Source organism: Exiguobacterium profundum (assembly GCF_042652865.1).
Classification (GTDB): Bacteria; Bacillota; Bacilli; order Exiguobacteriales; family Exiguobacteriaceae; genus Exiguobacterium; species Exiguobacterium profundum.
This window is the reverse complement of the sequence record NZ_JBHSHG010000001.1, coordinates 75,318-91,675: the sequence shown is the minus strand read 5'-3', so window position 1 is coordinate 91,675 and position 16,358 is coordinate 75,318. Positions and strand designations below refer to the sequence as shown.

General features: G+C 49.0%; 14 protein-coding genes. 8 read left to right on the top strand and 6 right to left on the bottom strand.

All coding sequences use genetic code 11. The annotated features are described in order from the left end of the window. Nucleotides 1-113: 113 nt before the first annotated feature. From ACFO4U_RS00475 to ACFO4U_RS00455, 5 genes are all read right to left on the bottom strand, one after another. Nucleotides 114-1,172, bottom strand: a complete 1,059-nt coding sequence (locus ACFO4U_RS00475; RefSeq protein WP_015880986.1) for a LacI family DNA-binding transcriptional regulator — start codon at nucleotides 1,170-1,172, stop codon at nucleotides 114-116. Nucleotides 1,173-1,227: 55 nt separating this feature from the next. Continuing rightward, nucleotides 1,228-2,730: an alpha-amylase family glycosyl hydrolase gene (locus ACFO4U_RS00470; protein WP_196431461.1), complete on the bottom strand. Its 1,503-nt coding sequence runs from the start codon at nucleotides 2,728-2,730 to the stop codon at nucleotides 1,228-1,230. 23 nt (nucleotides 2,731-2,753) lie between these two features. Continuing rightward, nucleotides 2,754-3,587, bottom strand: a complete 834-nt coding sequence (locus ACFO4U_RS00465; protein WP_074037639.1) for a sugar ABC transporter permease — start codon at nucleotides 3,585-3,587, stop codon at nucleotides 2,754-2,756. Between the two features lies 1 nt (nucleotide 3,588). Next, on the bottom strand, nucleotides 3,589-4,941 hold the full coding sequence (locus tag ACFO4U_RS00460) for a sugar ABC transporter permease (protein WP_015880983.1): 1,353 nt from the start codon (nucleotides 4,939-4,941) through the stop codon (nucleotides 3,589-3,591). 105 nt (nucleotides 4,942-5,046) lie between these two features. Beyond that, on the bottom strand, nucleotides 5,047-6,312 hold the full coding sequence (locus ACFO4U_RS00455; protein WP_074037640.1) for an extracellular solute-binding protein: 1,266 nt from the start codon (nucleotides 6,310-6,312) through the stop codon (nucleotides 5,047-5,049). 370 nt (nucleotides 6,313-6,682) lie between these two features. Here ACFO4U_RS00455 and ACFO4U_RS00450 point away from each other — a divergent pair, with 370 nt between their 5' ends. Next, on the top strand, nucleotides 6,683-8,467 hold the full coding sequence (locus tag ACFO4U_RS00450) for a glycoside hydrolase family 13 protein (RefSeq protein ID WP_214691218.1): 1,785 nt from the start codon (nucleotides 6,683-6,685) through the stop codon (nucleotides 8,465-8,467). 159 nt (nucleotides 8,468-8,626) lie between these two features. After that, nucleotides 8,627-9,985: an MATE family efflux transporter gene (locus tag ACFO4U_RS00445; RefSeq protein ID WP_214691219.1), complete on the top strand. Its 1,359-nt coding sequence runs from the start codon at nucleotides 8,627-8,629 to the stop codon at nucleotides 9,983-9,985. A 23-nt stretch (nucleotides 9,986-10,008) separates the two neighbouring features. On the opposite strand, the gene ACFO4U_RS00440 is transcribed toward ACFO4U_RS00445, so the two are convergent. Next, nucleotides 10,009-10,743, bottom strand: coding sequence for an enoyl-CoA hydratase/isomerase family protein (locus tag ACFO4U_RS00440; RefSeq protein WP_074037644.1), 735 nt, complete (start codon nucleotides 10,741-10,743; stop codon nucleotides 10,009-10,011). A 150-nt stretch (nucleotides 10,744-10,893) separates the two neighbouring features. Between ACFO4U_RS00440 and ybaK the strand changes: the two genes are divergently transcribed. The 6 genes from ybaK to ACFO4U_RS00410 all read left to right on the top strand — a co-directional run bounded on the left by ybaK (nucleotide 10,894) and on the right by ACFO4U_RS00410 (nucleotide 16,135). Further along, a complete protein-coding gene (gene ybaK / locus ACFO4U_RS00435) occupies nucleotides 10,894-11,358 on the top strand; it encodes a Cys-tRNA(Pro) deacylase (RefSeq protein ID WP_159561895.1) in 465 nt (154 codons plus the stop codon). Between the two features lie 19 nt (nucleotides 11,359-11,377). After that, the gene (gene pssA / locus ACFO4U_RS00430) at nucleotides 11,378-12,076 is read left to right on the top strand and encodes a CDP-diacylglycerol--serine O-phosphatidyltransferase (protein WP_074037646.1); all 699 of its coding nucleotides are present in this window, start codon (nucleotides 11,378-11,380) and stop codon (nucleotides 12,074-12,076) included. Between the two features lie 88 nt (nucleotides 12,077-12,164). After that, nucleotides 12,165-12,914, top strand: a complete 750-nt coding sequence (locus ACFO4U_RS00425) for a carotenoid biosynthesis protein (protein WP_074037647.1) — start codon at nucleotides 12,165-12,167, stop codon at nucleotides 12,912-12,914. Continuing rightward, nucleotides 12,880-13,578 (top strand): lysophospholipid acyltransferase family protein, encoded by a 699-nt coding sequence (locus ACFO4U_RS00420; RefSeq protein WP_074037648.1) that lies wholly within the window; start codon nucleotides 12,880-12,882, stop codon nucleotides 13,576-13,578. Before ACFO4U_RS00425 ends, ACFO4U_RS00420 begins: the two co-directional genes overlap by 35 nt. Continuing rightward, the gene (locus ACFO4U_RS00415; protein WP_215244154.1) at nucleotides 13,575-14,642 is read left to right on the top strand and encodes a glycosyltransferase family 2 protein; all 1,068 of its coding nucleotides are present in this window, start codon (nucleotides 13,575-13,577) and stop codon (nucleotides 14,640-14,642) included. Before ACFO4U_RS00420 ends, ACFO4U_RS00415 begins: the two co-directional genes overlap by 4 nt. 26 nt (nucleotides 14,643-14,668) lie before the next feature. Then, nucleotides 14,669-16,135 carry a phytoene desaturase family protein gene (locus ACFO4U_RS00410; protein WP_074037650.1) on the top strand — a complete coding sequence of 489 codons (1,467 nt, stop codon included), beginning with the start codon at nucleotides 14,669-14,671 and terminating at the stop codon, nucleotides 16,133-16,135. Nucleotides 16,136-16,358 lie beyond the last annotated feature (223 nt).

Sequence of the window (16,358 nt, the reverse complement as noted above, 5' to 3'; positions counted from 1 at the left end):
CTATCCATCCTTTCGATTTCGATTCCTTCGTGAAACTTGTTCCCTACTTCATGAGGCTTCAATCAAAAGGATATGCAAAAGACGACTCCGCTATGGCGAAATCGTCTGATCAATCAAGAATTCGATTCTAATGTTTCCGTCGCTTTACTCTTCTTCTGCCCACATGATTGGCGGACGACCAAATAATGTGGCACGATGACACGCTTCCCATAAGGTGGAGCGTTATCACTGATTTGTTCGATCAAGCAATTCGTCGCCTCGAAACCGAGACCGAAGATGTTAATTTCGACCGACGTGAGCGGCGGGTTCGAGTGCTCCGCGATATAAACGTTATTGAAACTAACGACCGCGACGTCCTCTGGGATTTTGAGCCCCATCTCGCTTAACGTACTGATGACACCGAGTGCCATCATATCATCACTTACGACGACAGCTGTCGGTGGTTCCTCGTTTTGCAACAACTCACGGACAGCCTTCGCGCCACCCTTTGTCATGAATTCGGCCCGGGCGATGTAATCTTCGCATACCGGGATGCCTGCTTCCATGAGAGCCGTCGCGTACCCGTTCCGACGATCTTGTGTTACGGCGAGTTTATCCGAGCCCCCGATGAAGGCGATACGACGATGACCTAGGTTATAAAGGTGCTTCGTCACTTCACGACCAGCCAAATAGTTATCCGTATCGACGTAAGTGATAGAAGAAGCGTCCCCGAACGGCTTCCCGACCACGACGAACGGAAACTTCGTTTGACGTAAGTATTGGACGACTTGGTCGTCTTCACGTGAATAAAGAACGATGACACCGTCGACACGGCGTCCTTGAACCATCTCGATCACACCGGACAAAACTTCTTCTTCTGTCACGCCGGTCGTCATATAAAGCGAGTATCCATTCTGGTGCGCCTTCGTGCTAATTCCTCGTAGCACTTCTGGAAAGAACGGGTTTTGAAGTGTCTTTGTTGCCGCGCTCGGCATGACGAGACCAATCGACTGCGTCGAGCGGTTAGCGAGACTTCTCGCATGAATGTTCGGATGATACCCGAGCTCTTCCATGGAACTTCTGACCCGTTCTTTTGTCTTTTGACTGATTCTTGGGCTGTTGGCGATGACGCGAGAGACTGTCGACGGCGCGACGTTCGCGTGCTTCGCCACATCTTTGATTGTGATTTGCATGGTGTTCCCCCCTGCTTCCGTGAGTTCGATTCGTGCCTTGCGGCGTTTCATGTCTTTATTTGCGGCGCTTCCACATGACCAAACCAGTCAAGAAAATCGGAATCGTTACGACGAGCAAGCCCATCATCCACGGATTGACCGAAGATTCCTCAACGATGTAAGCGTTCGCACTTTCACCAGATAGTTCAATTGTAAACGTTCCGCGCTGATCTGTGACCAGTTGTGAGAATAAAAGACCACGAAGTCTCATATCTTCCCCGATTTCACTGACATCGATCTCAATCTCTCGATCGTCACGATTCATGTTGATTGCATAGAGCGCAACGTCATCTCCGTCTTTCCGTTCGAAGACAGCCATCCCATCTTCCGAGGCGATCATGCGTTGCTCTCCTGTCGCAAAGACCGGATACTCTTCCCGCATGCGGTTCATGGTCGCGACGTATTCATGCAACTCCTCATTTCCCGGGAATTCCGTCATGACACGGTTCGCCGGGTCGGCTCCACCGGTCTGCGCATTTTCTGTCCCTTGGAAGACGATCGGCATACCAGGTGACGCATAAAGCGCGAACAAACCGAGGCGTAAGCGTCGTTCCGCCGATTCCACACCACCGAGTTCTGCCATATGCATGAAGCGTTCGACATCGTGATTATCGAGGAATGTCGCCATCTGATTCGGGTCGTTGAAGAACGTTTCGGCATAGCTTGCGGCAACGTCAATCTCGTCGACGTTCGCTTGCTGTTGCGTCATCGTTTTCGACACACGGTCATAAAATGTAAAGTTTGTGATGCTGTTGAACCCGAGATCGTCATATTGCGCGACGTATTGCGGATCTGGGTCGAACACTTCGGCGAGTAAGTAAAAGTCTGGGTCGACCGACCGCACACCTTCAACAAAGTCTTTCCAGAATGCTTTATCGACGTGACGAACCGTATCGAGGCGATAGCCGTCGATGTCCGTCTCTTCGATCCAGTACTTCGCCGCATCAATCAAATACGATTTGACTTCCGGATCCTCTGTTTTGAAGTCAGGTAAGTCGAACAACCAGTGCGTCTCGACTTGCTCCTGGTCTTTCCAAAATACAATCGGTAACTGTTCATGGAACCATTCCGGCTTTTCTTCCACCCACGGGTGGTTCGGACCGACATGGTTGACGACGAAGTCGAGAATGACTTTCATATCTCGCTTGTGCGCTTCCTGAACGAGTTCCTGTAAATCCTCTTTCGTTCCAAACTGTGGATCGATGTTATAGAAATCTTTAATCCAATACCCGTGATAGCCGTCCGGCATATTCTCAAAAACGGGCGTCAGCCAAATCGATGTGAAGCCGAGTGATTCGATATAATCGAGCTTCTCAATGATTCCACGGATATCACCACCGTGAAATGCTTTCGGATCATCTTTGTCCACCTGTTCATTGTTGTCCGGATTTCCGTCAACAAATCGGTCGACCATAATAAAATACATGCGTTCTTGTTCCCAAGTAGCGGCTTCCTTTGCTCCGACGACGGTCGGAAACAAAAGAAGCGACAGGAGCACGAGCACGACGCCTCGCCTCATATCGCTTCCTCCTTTTACGAGTATTATCCTTTCGTACCACCCGCTGTGAGGCCAGAAACGAAGTAGCGTTGGAACATGAAGAACAAGATGACGATTGGAAGGGCTGATAGAACTGCACCTGCCGCAAATAACGTGAAGTTATTATCGAACTGTTTCGAAATCATGTTGTAAAGACCAACTGCCAATGTTTGTTTCTCTGGTGAACGAAGGACGAGCGATGCCAAGATAAAGTCGTTGAATGGTCCCATGAAGTTAAAGAGAGCAATCGTTGCGACAATCGGCTTCGCGAGCGGCAAGATGATTTGCCAAAAGATTCGGAGGTGACCAGCACCATCCATGCGGGCTGCTTCGTCAAGTTCTTTCGGAATCGTGTCGAAGTACCCTTTCGCCAAGTACGTGTTCATCGGAATCGCACCACCCGCATAGAGCAAGATGAGCGCTGTATGTGTGTCAAGAAGGTTGAGCATGTTGAGCAACACATAAATCGCGATGATCGCAACGAACTGTGGCACCATTTGAAGGACGAGGAACAAGACGAGCGAGTTCTTCCGTCCGACGAAGCGGTAACGTGAGAAGACGTATCCGGTAATCGTCACCAAGACGACTGAGAGTGCCATCGTGATGAAAGCGATTTTCAACGTGTTCACATACCATAAACTATAATCCGAAATCGTTAGGTCAAACAAGTTTTTGTAGTGAATGAACGTAGGATTTGCTGGAATAATCGTTGACGTAATCGTACGCCCTGGGTTGAACGATGTGCCGACAACCCAAAGCATCGGATAGAGAATGATGATCGACGCAAGCGTCAAGATGACATACGAGATCGCCAAATTGATTCGTTTTTGTTTTTTCATATCAGATCATATCCTCGTCTTTGAAAGATTTTGTCCGACGGAACTGGATCACGGCAAGCGTCATGATGAAGAATGACAAGATGAGTGTGATCGCAGCCGCAAGTCCGTATTGCGGGTTGGCACCGAGAGACAATTTGTAAATCCAAGAAATCAAGATGTCGGTACCGCCGGCCGTTTGTCCAGGTACAGCAGGGCCACCGCCATTAAAGAGATAAATGATGTTGAAGTTGTTGAAGTTGAACGTGAACTGCGTGATCAAGATCGGTGCAGTTGCGAACAAGAGCATCGGCAATGTGATCAAGCGGAACTTATCAAAGATCGTCGCTCCGTCAATTGTCGCCGCTTCATACAAGTCACCAGGAATCGACTGAAGCACACCCGTCATGAGCGTCATGATGAACGGGAAGCCGAGCCACCATTGAATGAGAACGAGTGCCGTACGTGTCGCCGTCGGATCGGTCATCCAGTTGACTGGGTCAAGACCGAGCGCCGGTAAGATTGTCGTATTGAACACCCCGAACGACTCGTTGAACATCGAGCGGAAGATTAAGATCGTGATGAATGCTGGGACCGCCCATGAAAGAATCAAGATTGAACGGAACAAACGACGGAAGCGAAGTCCTTCTTGGTTCAAGAGCACCGCAAGGAAGATTCCGATCGCGATGACACCTGTCGTTGAAGCGACCGTCCAGACAAGCGTCCAGCCGAGTACTCCGACGAATGTGTCACGGAAGATATCAATTTCAAAGATACGCGTGAAGTTCTCGAATCCGACCCATTCGACGAGTTTCGCTGGTGGTGCGTTGTTATAGCGATAGTTCGTGAAGGCGATCAAGAACGTGAAGATCAATGGAAGAATAACTGTAAACACTAACAAAATGAGTGATGGGATTAACATTAAGTATGGGAATCCATGGTCACGCAAGTTGCGAAGTTGCATTTGGAACGATGGAAGGTTTAGATGCTGATCACGAGCGCGACCGACACGATAGGCGTCACGAATGTTCCAAACATAGAACGCGATTCCGAAGAAAAGTAAAATTAACGCGACAATCCCCTCGACCATCAAGAAGATGGAGTGGTCGTTACGAGGTCCTGGCACTTCACCAAGCGTGATCAATCCCCAAAGTCCTCCACGGTCACCTGGTCCGGCGCCCGCCCCTTTGAAAAATAGATCATAGTTTACGGCAAAATAAGATACGACGACGATAAAGAACGCTACCGCCTTCGCGTATTGTTTGTTGTATAACTGTCCGAGTCCCGGAATGATGGAAAGTAGTCCCGCGTTCCGAGCATGGTTTGTAGGCTTGTCCGGGCGTTGGTCCGGTGATTTAGGGTTCGCAATTGCAGCCATCCTCAGTTTCTCCTTTCGATTTGAGCAAATCAATCAAGCAAACGTTTGCTCAATGCTAGAAAATGATGGGGAACGCCATGTGGCGTACCCCGTCATCTCAATTCCTTATTGGTTGTTCGCTTGGATTTGTTGTTCGATGACTTTCACTGCATCATCTGCAGATTTTTGTGCATCTTGTTTACCAGTTGCTACAAGCTGAAGCGCTTGAGCCATTGGCTCCCAGACTTGTCCCATTTCAGGAATGTTCGGCATTGGGATTGCGTTTGTTGCTTGGTCGAATACCGCTTTCGCAACTTCGTTCGACGTGATTGTCTCGTTCGACTCGAGTGCTGCTACTGGTGGGATCTCGTTGTATGCTTCAAACATTGCCAATGCGTTTTCTTCATTCGTCAACTCTTGAAGGAACATTTCAGCCCACTCTTGGTTTTCTGTGTAAGCTGAAAGGGCATATGTTTTCACACCCATGAACGTCTTGATTGGCTCACCGTTCGGAAGTGTTGGCATTGGAGCCGCTCCGAGGTTCACGCCTGCATCTGTGTAACCAGCTACAGCCCATGGTCCGTTCATGACTGAGTGAGCTTTCTTCTCAGTGAAGAGTTGGTCCATCGCTTGGCCGCCAGACTCTCCGATCAACCCTTTAGGGAAGAGGCCTTCTTCGTACCATTTACCGATGTATTCGAATCCTTCAACTGCGCCTTCGTTGTTCAAACCGATATCCGCTGGGTCGAGTGCGCCACCGTCTTCTTTGAACACGTATCCGCCGAATCCAGCGACAACACCGTGTGCGAAGTAGAAGTTATCCCAAAGTGCAAGGAATCCGTACTCGCCGTCAGCTTTTACATCGTTTGACAACTTGTAAAGGTCGTCCATAGATGCTGGAGCTTCAGCCATCAAATCTTTGTTATACATGAGAACTGGTGTCTCAACTGATTTTGGATATCCGTAAGCTTGGCCATCGAACATGACAGCTGATTTCGCAGCGTCTGTGAACGCGTCAAGCGATCCTTCGTCAGCGATTGGAGCCAAGTGACCTTGGTCTGCGATTGTACCAATCTGGTCATGTGGTACGAGCACGATGTCTGGACCTTTTCCAGCTGGACCGTCAAGCGCGAGCTTGTCTTTTTGATCTGTCATCTGTACTTCGACAACTTCAACTTTTACGCCATGCTCTTCTTCGAACGCCTTCGCAACTTCTTTCGTTGTTTCAGACTTTTCGATGTCTTCCCAGATGACGATCTTTTCAGGTTTGTTCTCGCTTGAAGAACCACCTTCGTTAGAAGATCCGTTGTCCGTTCCGCCACCACATGCAGCAAGTGCACCGAATGCGAATACTGCTGTTGAAAGTCCTGCTACCATTTTTTTCATCTTCATGATGAAAAACCTCCCCAAGGAAATAGTATGGTCAGATTTGCGCAATCGCACGACCACGTCAATTTTAAAACTCCGCTACGAAATTGACACGGTAGTGAAAACGTTTGCATCCTCACCTCAATTTTTATTATACAGTTGTGAAAGCGTTTTACAAGTCTTTTTTTACACTTTTTTTACGTCTGTTGACCCATTTATGTAATTTTTAAATGTTTGTTCTCAATTCTTCACTTTTTATGCGTTTCAGCAATTGACAAAATGTAAACGCTTTATTAACCTTTGCTTGAGCAAACGTTTTCGCAACATCTGTTTTCTTTGATTCCCGATGTTGTAAAATGATGTCATCCCCTATAAAGAAAGGAATGTTTTCCTTATGATGAAAGAAGCGATTTATCATCGTGCCATGTCCCCGTTCGTCTACAAATATGATCGCGAGACAATCCACATTCGTTTCCATACGAAGCGAGGCGATATCGAATCTGTCGATTTGATTTGGAACGACCCTTATGATTGGCACGCTGAAGACCCAGCCATGTGGAACTTCGATCCGGATAAGCCGAGCTACTGGCGTACATACGAGACTCCAATGGAGAAAATCGGGTTTGACGACGCCTACGACTATTGGTTCATCTCCATCAAACCGCCGTTCCGACGTCTACGTTACGGCTTCCGTTTGAATGATGGACAAGAGACGGCCATTTATACCGAAAAAGGATGGTTCGAAGAGAAGCCGCTCGATGATACGGGTTACTACTTCTGTGTCCCATTCATCAACCCAATCGATATCTTCCATGCGCCTTCTTGGGTGAAGGATACGGTCTGGTATCAAATCTTCCCGGACCGTTTCGCAAATGGCGATGCTTCGCTCGATCCTGAAGAGACGCTCCCATGGAACTCGACAGAGCCTACGACGACAAACTTTTTCGGTGGCGACTTCCAAGGAGTAATCGACCATATCGATCATTTAGTCGAACTCGGGATCACCGGCATCTACTTCTGCCCGATCTTTAAAGCGACGACAAACCATAAGTACGATACGCTCGACTACATGGAAATCGATCCACAGTTTGGGACGAAAGAGAAATTTAAAGAGATGGTCGACCTCTTGCACGAGAACGGCATCAAAGTCATGCTCGACGCGGTCTTCAACCATGTCGGATATCATCACCCATGGTTCCAAGACGTCGTCGAAAACGGTCCGTCCTCTGAGTACCGTGATTGGTTCTACCTTCGCGATTTCCCGGTTGTCACAGAACCGAAGCCGAACTATGATACGTTCGCATTTGAAAAGAACATGCCGAAAATCAATACAGAACATCCCGAATTAAAAGCTTACTTATTAGATGTCGCCCGTTACTGGGTCGAAGAATTCGGCATCGACGGATGGCGTCTTGACGTTGCCAACGAAGTCGACCATGCATTCTGGCGTGACTTCCGTAAGGCCGTCAAAAATGCGAACCCGGAAGCTTATATTCTCGGAGAGATTTGGCACGATTCACAACCTTGGCTACAAGGTGACCAGTTCGATGCCGTCATGAACTATCCGTTCACGAACGCGAGCTTGAACTACTTCGCCCTCGACCGGACGACCGCTTCGGAGTTCCGTAACGAACTGACACGTGTCGAGATGATGAACACGATGAACGTCAACGAAGTCACGTTCAACTTGATCGATTCGCATGACACCCCCCGCGCGTTGACACGAGCGAAAGGACATAAAGGCAAGTTCAAACTCTTGATGACTTCAATGCTGACTTATACGGGTAGCCCATGTATCTACTACGGGGACGAAATCGGACTCGAAGGCGAACAAGATCCAGGTTGCCGTCGCTGTATGCCGTGGGATGAAGCCGAAGAAGACCGTAATCTCTTCCGCTACATCCAAAAGCTCATCCAGCTTCGTAAGGAACACCCTGCGCTCGCCAATGCCGGCTCATATCGCTTCAACCTGGTCGACGATGCGAACAATGCAGTCATCATCGAGCGGTGTACGAAAGATGAGACTTACTTGGTGTACTTCAATAACTCGGACTCTGCCTCGAAACTGAATCCGCTCGGTTATACAGGAGCCGCCACGGACCTCTTGCATGACCGTGACCTCGACTCACTCGAAATCGAACTCGCTCCATTCAGTGCTGCTATTCTGAAATTGAAATAAATTCGAAAATCACCTGATTCCTTCGGGTGATTTTTTTGTTGAAAATAATTTAGCAAACCCCTTTCTTTTTCATTTCATAAGGAGTAAGATGACCTTTGACATTTTTATAAAACAAATAGTTAATAGAAAGAATTATAGAGAAAAGGGAGAATACACTACATGCAGACGAAACAAACGGAACAGCTGACCCTGTTCAAACTGTCGTGGCCGATTTTCATCGAACTTGCCCTCCACATGGGAACCGGGATCATCGCCACATTGATGCTCGCTCACTACTCAGACGCTGCCGCTTCGGCCGTCGGGGTTGCCAACCAAATCTTAAACGTGTTCTTAATTGTCTTTAGTGTGACGTCTGTCGGGGCGACCATTTTGATCGGTCAGGCCATCGGGGCACAGCGCATGAAGAAGAGTCGCGACTTCGCCCGCTCCGCCGTCAGTTTGAACATGTGGCTTGGTGCGATTATGGTCGTCGTCATCTTCTTGTTCGGTGAAACGTTCTTACGCCTGTTCGGTCTATCAGACGAACTGTTTGCGCACGGGCTGTTGTTCCTGCAAATCGTCGGCTTGTCGTTATTCACCGAAGCACTGATCATGGCGCTCAGTTCGATCCTCCGGAGTCACGGTATGACGAAGCACGCTATGCTCGCGACGCTTTTGATTGATATCATCACCGCTGTCGGTGCCATTTTTGCGGTTACCGGCTGGTTGGGACTTCCGGTCACAGGTGTTGCCGGTGTCGCTTGGGCCATCGTGATTGCACGATTCGCCGCTATGGTTCTCTTGTTCTGGCTCGTCAAGCGGAAGCTCATGATCCGCTTCCCGTTAAAAGAAGTGATTCGTCCGAAGAAAGACGACATCCAGTCACTCCTTCAGATTGGAGTCCCTTCTGCCGGAGAGAATTTATCGTATCAGGCATCCCAAATTATCATCACTGGATTTATCGCGACGATGGGCGAGGCTTCCCTCGCTGCTCGCGTGTACGTGATGAACTTGTCAATGCTTGCCTTCTTGTTCACCGTCGCCGTCGCGCAAGGAACCCAGCTTTTGATTGCACGGGATATTGGGGGGAAACGGTTTAAAGAAGCCTATCATCGTGCCGTCAAGACATTGAAGATTGCCATGTTCGCCTCGTTCGTCGCCTCTCTCGGTTTAGCGGTGTTCAGCGAATCGCTACTCGGTCTCTTCACATCAAACCCTGACATCATCGCGGTCGGTGTGCCAATCTTATGGGCGACGCTCATTTTAGAGCCGGGTCGCGCCATGAACATCGTCTTGATGGGGTCATTGAAGTCTGTCGGGGACGTCCGCTTCCCGGTCATGATAGGAATTGCCTCGATGTGGGGCGTCGCCGTGGCGTTCAGCTACTTGTTCGGTCTTCAAATGGGACTCGGCATCCTTGGGATTTGGCTCGCCTTCTCCCTCGATGAGTGGTTCCGCGGATTCTTCGCGTTCCGTCGTTGGAAATACGGGACATGGCAACAAAAAGGCTTCCAGTTCGAAGCAAAATCAACCACGTAAAAAAGCGGCCGCAGCCGCTTTTTTCATTTCATCAAGAATGCCTGCATCGCTTGGCGGTGCACGTCCGTGTCCCCACACTTCCGTTGCCATTTGATTTCTTCATTCAATCCGTCCTCAAATGAAGCGGCTCGCATGAGCGCCTTCATCCCTTGAACAGCGACCGGTGATTTCCTAGCGAGTGTCTCCGCATATGAAGTCAATCGCTCCGTATACATCGCATCTTCCACGAGCTCAGTGACGAGCCCGAATGTACGCGCGGCATCCGAGTCAATCGTACTGCCACTCCAGAGCCAATCTAATGCGAGGTCGTCGCGCATGAGTCGACGTAAGTGATATGGGCCGCCCGCATCCGCGACCAACCCGATTTTAATGAACGCCGAGCTGAACTTCGTCGACTTGGCGACGATTCGAACGTCTGCCGCGAGTGCCAAACTGAGTCCTGCTCCAGCCACGACACCGTGAATCCCTGCGATGAGTGGTTTCTGACATGAGAAAAGCGTACGTACGAGTGGATGATACACGTCTTCTAAATATTCCCCATAGTCCGCATCGCTCTCGATCGTTAAATCTTGTCCGGATGAGAATGCTCGTCCCTCTCCGACAAGAACGATGACACGAACCGCGTCGTCCTGTTCAAATGTGTCGATTGCCGTTTTCATTTCACGAAGCAACGTCTCGTTCAAGGCGTTTAGCTTTTCAGGTCGGTTCAGTTTCAACCACCCTACTCCATTGTGTGTCGTCAATTGAATCGTCTCCATTTTCATTCCCCTTTCAAAATGAATCACTGTTCATTTCTTCGTCATTCCTTCAAACTCCTTCCTTTACTGAAAAGTTTTTTGAAGTTCAATTGCCGGGAAGTTGGTTGATTTGCTATTCTAATAGGAGTCGGTCACGAAAGGATGAGTCAGATGCAACTGACAAACGCCGCTCGGCAACTGAAACAGAAGAAGATTCCGTTCACCTATCATACGTATGAAGTTGATGACACCGATGTCTCAGCTAAACATGTGGCGATGACATTGAATAAACCGCTCGACGAACTGTATAAAACGATTTGTCTCATGAACGAGAAAAAGCAATATGCCTTCTTTCTCATCTCTGGAGAGCGTGACATCGATTTAAAAGCAGCCGCAAAAGCTTGGGGGGCGAAGAAAGCATCGACCGTCCCGATGAAAGAGCTCGAGACATTGACCGGTTATATTCGAGGAGGAGTCTCTCCGATTGGGGCGAAGAAGCCGTTCCCTGTCTATCTGCACGAAGCAGCTCAAGACAGAGAGACGATCACCATTTCTGCCGGAAAACGCGGCTATCAAATCGAATTAACACCTGAAGATTTACTGCAATTTACAAACGGGCACTGGTTCAGCCAATGACCTTACTGGGGGCAAAATTATGTGGAAAGAACGTATCCGTTCGTGGGTCCCAAACTCCTTTACGTTCGGAAATTTATTTTGTGGTGTCGTCGCCATCGTCTACGCCGCACGTGGTGACTTCTCAAACGCCACACTGTTAATCATCATCGCGATGATGCTCGACAGTTTAGACGGGCGCCTCGCCCGTATGCTCGGGGTCGCTGGCGATTTTGGGAAAGAATTGGACTCACTCGCTGACATCGTAACGTTCGGGGTCGCACCGGCGATGCTCGCTTATTACACCTTCTTTATTGATTACGGCAATTATGGATTGTTTTTTGCGGCACTTTTCCCGCTATTCGGCGCCTATCGTCTGGCTCGCTTCAATTTATCTGCGACAAACGTTGCAGCGAGTTACTTCTCTGGTGTCCCGATCACGGCCGCCGGGGGACTTCTCGCTGTCATCACAACGTTCGGTGACCGCGTCAGTGAACTGTTGACACCGATTTTCTTCACAGGGCTCGCCTTGTTGATGGTCAGCCGTGTTCGTATCCCGAGTTTTAAAGATGTACCATTGCCACGTCACTCGTTCATCATTACCATCAGTCTCGTCTATGTGACGTATATGATGTTCGCACGTTGGAAAGAATGGCCGACATTTTGGTTCATCGCCATCCCGTTCTATGTCTTATTCATCGCCTTCTCGTTCGTGAAAAGACGAAAACGGATGGCCAATTGAGAGTCTCGTTCAGCGAGGCTCTTTTTTGTACATGCATTTGTTAGACGAAGACTTCAATGAGCTTTAGAATAAAAGAAGAGGTGATGGAATGAAAGTGTATCCGTTTATTTGGAAATGGTTTATTGTTTGGTATTTCATTGGGTTGATTTTAGTTGGATTCGACCTGCTTCCACCTTGGCTCGAGTGGGCAAACCCCGTCTTTTTATGGCTAGCCGGGGCGATTGGTGGAACGATTCTTTATCAAGGGATCCGGCAAGGTGCTTGGATTGTACCGTTTATTTTCTTCGGTTCAATCGCCGTTGAAACACTCGGCGTAAAGACAGGATTCCCGTTCAGCGAATACGTTTATGCTGAGGCGTTCGGTCCGACAGTGTTTGGAGTCCCTGTCACAATCGGTGCGGCATGGCTTGCCGTGATCGGCTCTAGTTTTGCCGTTGCCCGTCTCTTCACATTCCGCCACAATATTTTATGGCTCGTTCCGATTCTCGCCGTATGGCTCGATATGGCAATCGATCCCGTAGCGGCAAACGTGAAAGGCTACTGGGAATGGGCGAATGACGGCTTATACTATGATATCCCGACACAAAACTTTATCGGTTGGTTCGGGTTATCCCTTATTTTCTCATGGTTGTTACAGCGTCACGAACGCGCTGTTGATTCCTTGTTCATCCGGCACGGCGTCTATTTGTTCGTCATGCTTCACGCACTCTTCGGTGTCACGGCTGTTAATGCAGGTCTCTATGGCATCGGGCTCCTCAGCATCCTCACATCCGGAGTGATTCTACTTGAAAGGAGGGGTCGCGATGATCGAGTCACACAAAAAGAAATGGTTCAATAACCTGTTCTCGACGTTCGTGCGGGAACGTCAAATACGTCCCACCTTCCATAACATTTATATCCGAACGGACGACGTTCCGACCCCCGGATTATTTTTAAGTACACATAGCGCGTGGTGGGACGGTCTCATCATGTATATGATCAATGAACATTTTTTACGACACGATATTCATGTGTTGATGGATGAGGATGGACTACGTCGCTTCCCGTTCTTTCGACACCTCGGTGCCTTCTCGGTGAAAAAAGGAAGTCTCTCCGATGTACGGGCCTCACTGGCTTATGCGAATGAATTGCTCGCGTCCGGGAAATCCGTCTGGATGTTCCCTCAAGGACAAGAGATGCCACAGGAACTTCGACCTGTCGAAATCGAGTCTGGCGCAACGTTGTTACTGAACGACCGCCCCGTCCAATTATGCGCCATGTACTATTCGTTTGAGAACCATGCGGAACCCCTTGTATATGTCCGCTTTCGAACAGTAGTCGTGACGTCGATGACACGACGAGCTCAGAAGCAGGAAATCGCGCAAGCACTCGAGGCGCTCTATGACGACGTGCGACAAGACGCCATCATTCGGTCTGATGCCTATGTGCCGCTCTTTCGACCACGTCGTAATCTTGCTGAATGGACAGAAACGATGTTCCGACTTGGGAGGGGACGTTCATGATCTTATGGCTGCTCACTCTCTCGATGTTTATCTTTACCCTAATCAATCTTTCGTTCTTGAGACCGCTCGCCGACCCAGGACGCACACCGGCGACAGCCGTCTGCATCCCGATGCGCAATGAGTCGCGTCACGTCGATCGACTGATTTCGAACTTAAAGCAGGCGATACCGGAAGGGACTCACGTCTATATCTACGAGGACCGCTCTGAAGATGATACATATGAAAAATTGAATCATGCAATTGGGAGCGATACCCGTTTTACCGTCATCCAAGGTGTTCCTTTGCCCCATGACTGGGCCGGAAAAGTTCATGCTTGTTATCAACTAGCATCACGCACGACTGAACCTTATCTTCTCTTTTTAGATGCGGACGTCACGATCGATTCGAGTTTTATCGCCCGCATGCATGCCACGCTCGCTCGAGAGCAGGCCGTATTTTTATCAGGTTTCCCTCAATTTCCGACGTCAACATTTCTCGGGAAATTGTTGATTCCGATGCAACACGTGCTCATCGCCCAACATCTGCCTTTGTTTTGGCGTAAAGTGAAACACCCCGCATTTGCCGCGGCGAATGGCATGAACGTACTCGTCGAGCGGAACAGCTACGAGGAAGTTGGCGGACATGCTGCTATTCGAACGTCGTTGATTGATGATATCGATTTATGTCGAACGTTCAAACGTCATCAAAAAGTCACGTCACTCGTTCAAGTCTCCCCGTTCATCTCCTGCGACATGTATGAAACGAATGAAGAAGTGTGGACCGGGTTTTCAAAGAACGTATTCAAGGGAATGAATGAATCAGTAGGACTCGCCTTGTACTTCATGACATATTACGGCATCCAGTTGACGGCTATGCTCGCTTGGATCTTTTCACCGAGTTGGCAGACGATTAGCGCAGCGATTTTCGTGCTCCTCGCGCGTCTCGCTGTCGATCTGAAATCAAATGGGTCCGGTACATGGTACCATCCACTCAGTTTAATCGCTTACTTGACCTTACTCGGGAACGCCGTCATTCGTAAATGGAGACGGTTGCCCATCACGTGGAAAGGTCGTCACTATTCCTAAGCAGACGTCTAAAGGGGGACAATTGTATGAAACAAATCGTAGTGATTGGGGCTGGTCTCGGTGGACTAAGCGCCGCCGTCACGCTCGCAGCACGAGGTTATGACGTCACGGTTATTGAAAAGAATCAACATGTCGGTGGCAAACTCATGCCCATTATAACCGACGGTCACCGGTTCGACTTTGGTCCAAATACGATCACGATGCCGGATGTATTTCGTTCAGTCATTCGAAATAGCGGGGCCAATCCGGATGACTATTTTGAGTTAATCAAGCTCGATCAACATACCGTCAACCACTACACAGACGGGTCATCCTTCACGTTCAGTGCCGATCGGGCAAAACTTGAGGTCGAAGTACGGCGTTTGACCGGTGACCAGTTGAAACACAATCAGATGCGTGCCTATCTAGATGAAGCGGAAAAGCTGTTCGACATTGCGAATAAGCGCTTCTTCACACAAATGGACACAAAGTTGGATCCCGGTCTTTGGGCGGACATGGTCAAAGTGCATCCACTTCAAAGTTTGCACGCCCTTCACAAGAAGTATTTCAAGGACCCACGCATTATTCAGGCGCTCGACCGCTATGCGACGTACATTGGTAGCAGCCCATACGTGACGCCAGGTACGTTCGCCCTTATCGCACATTTGGAATTGAATGAAGGTGTCTATTTTGCGAAAGGTGGAAACTGGAATATCGCAAAAGGGTTCGCCAAACGGGCGAGCGAACTCGGAGTGACGTTCCGACTCGGTCATGAAGTGACGAAAATTGATGTGTTGAACGGAAAAGCACATGAGGTCGTCGTCGATGACCAAGAAGTCATCTCGTGTGATGCCGTTCTTCTCAACGGTGAACTCTTGACGCAATACCCACGACTCGTCGACGCAAAAGACCGACCATCTTTCCCGGTCCCGACACGCGACACGGTCGAACCTTCCATTTCCGCATTCGTCATGATGGTCGGATTGTCCAAACGATTGAACTTGGCACACCATAACGTCTATTTCTCAGACGACTATGAACGGGAATTTAAAGCACTTTTCCAAGAAGAACGTTATGCGGACGAACCGACAATCTATATTTCGAATTCATCCGCAACCGATCCGTCGATGGGCGAGGCAGGAGACAACCTGTTCATCCTCGTCAATGCGCCGGCACATCTGACCGACATTGATGCAGATACGTATGAGCATTTGATTCGCAGACGATTACGTATGTTCGGTGTGGATTGGGAAGAAGAAGAGGTGCTCTACCATAAGCGGGTGACCCCACAAGATTTGACTCGCGATTTTTATGCGTATTATGGCGCACTTTATGGCACGTCGGCCAACTCGAAAAAAGGGGCATTTTTTAGACCTGCACCGCGATCGACAGATGTATCGAACATCTGGTTCGCTGGCGGTTCGACTCATCCTGGCGGTGGCAGTCCGATGGTGACGCTTTCAGGACAATTCGCTGCACGATCGATGTTAGAGGACATACCTCTGACAATATGAACATTTTGTGAACGCGAGTTTCGACACTTGTCGACAATTGAAAGACGTGATAATATCATATTCGAGTTCAAGCAGTTCTGTAGCGTTTGTTACACCTGTAGCGATCGAATGGCTTCCCCGAGCATCATCGCGTTTTGAACTTGTCACACCCGAGAAAAAGTGATGAGCGAGTTTCCCCACTCGTATCCCGTAGTTGAGACAGCTTGCGTATGATGTTCCCCCT

Bases quoted from the DNA above. Each gene is read 5' to 3' on its own strand.
- ACFO4U_RS00475 (WP_015880986.1), bottom strand. From the start codon at position 1,172: ATGCAAATCACAATCAAAGATGTGGCGAAGCACGCGAACGTCGCGCCG.
- ACFO4U_RS00470 (WP_196431461.1), bottom strand. From the start codon at position 2,730: ATGAGGCGAGGCGTCGTGCTCGTGCTCCTGTCGCTTCTTTTGTTTCCG.
- ACFO4U_RS00465 (WP_074037639.1), bottom strand. From the start codon at position 3,587: ATGAAAAAACAAAAACGAATCAATTTGGCGATCTCGTATGTCATCTTG.
- ACFO4U_RS00460 (WP_015880983.1), bottom strand. From the start codon at position 4,941: ATGGCTGCAATTGCGAACCCTAAATCACCGGACCAACGCCCGGACAAG.
- ACFO4U_RS00455 (WP_074037640.1), bottom strand. From the start codon at position 6,312: ATGAAGATGAAAAAAATGGTAGCAGGACTTTCAACAGCAGTATTCGCA.
- ACFO4U_RS00450 (WP_214691218.1), top strand. From the start codon at position 6,683: ATGATGAAAGAAGCGATTTATCATCGTGCCATGTCCCCGTTCGTCTAC.
- ACFO4U_RS00445 (WP_214691219.1), top strand. From the start codon at position 8,627: ATGCAGACGAAACAAACGGAACAGCTGACCCTGTTCAAACTGTCGTGG.
- ACFO4U_RS00440 (WP_074037644.1), bottom strand. From the start codon at position 10,743: ATGGAGACGATTCAATTGACGACACACAATGGAGTAGGGTGGTTGAAA.
- ybaK (WP_159561895.1), top strand. From the start codon at position 10,894: ATGCAACTGACAAACGCCGCTCGGCAACTGAAACAGAAGAAGATTCCG.
- pssA (WP_074037646.1), top strand. From the start codon at position 11,378: ATGTGGAAAGAACGTATCCGTTCGTGGGTCCCAAACTCCTTTACGTTC.
- ACFO4U_RS00425 (WP_074037647.1), top strand. From the start codon at position 12,165: ATGAAAGTGTATCCGTTTATTTGGAAATGGTTTATTGTTTGGTATTTC.
- ACFO4U_RS00420 (WP_074037648.1), top strand. From the start codon at position 12,880: ATGATCGAGTCACACAAAAAGAAATGGTTCAATAACCTGTTCTCGACG.
- ACFO4U_RS00415 (WP_215244154.1), top strand. From the start codon at position 13,575: ATGATCTTATGGCTGCTCACTCTCTCGATGTTTATCTTTACCCTAATC.
- ACFO4U_RS00410 (WP_074037650.1), top strand. From the start codon at position 14,669: ATGAAACAAATCGTAGTGATTGGGGCTGGTCTCGGTGGACTAAGCGCC.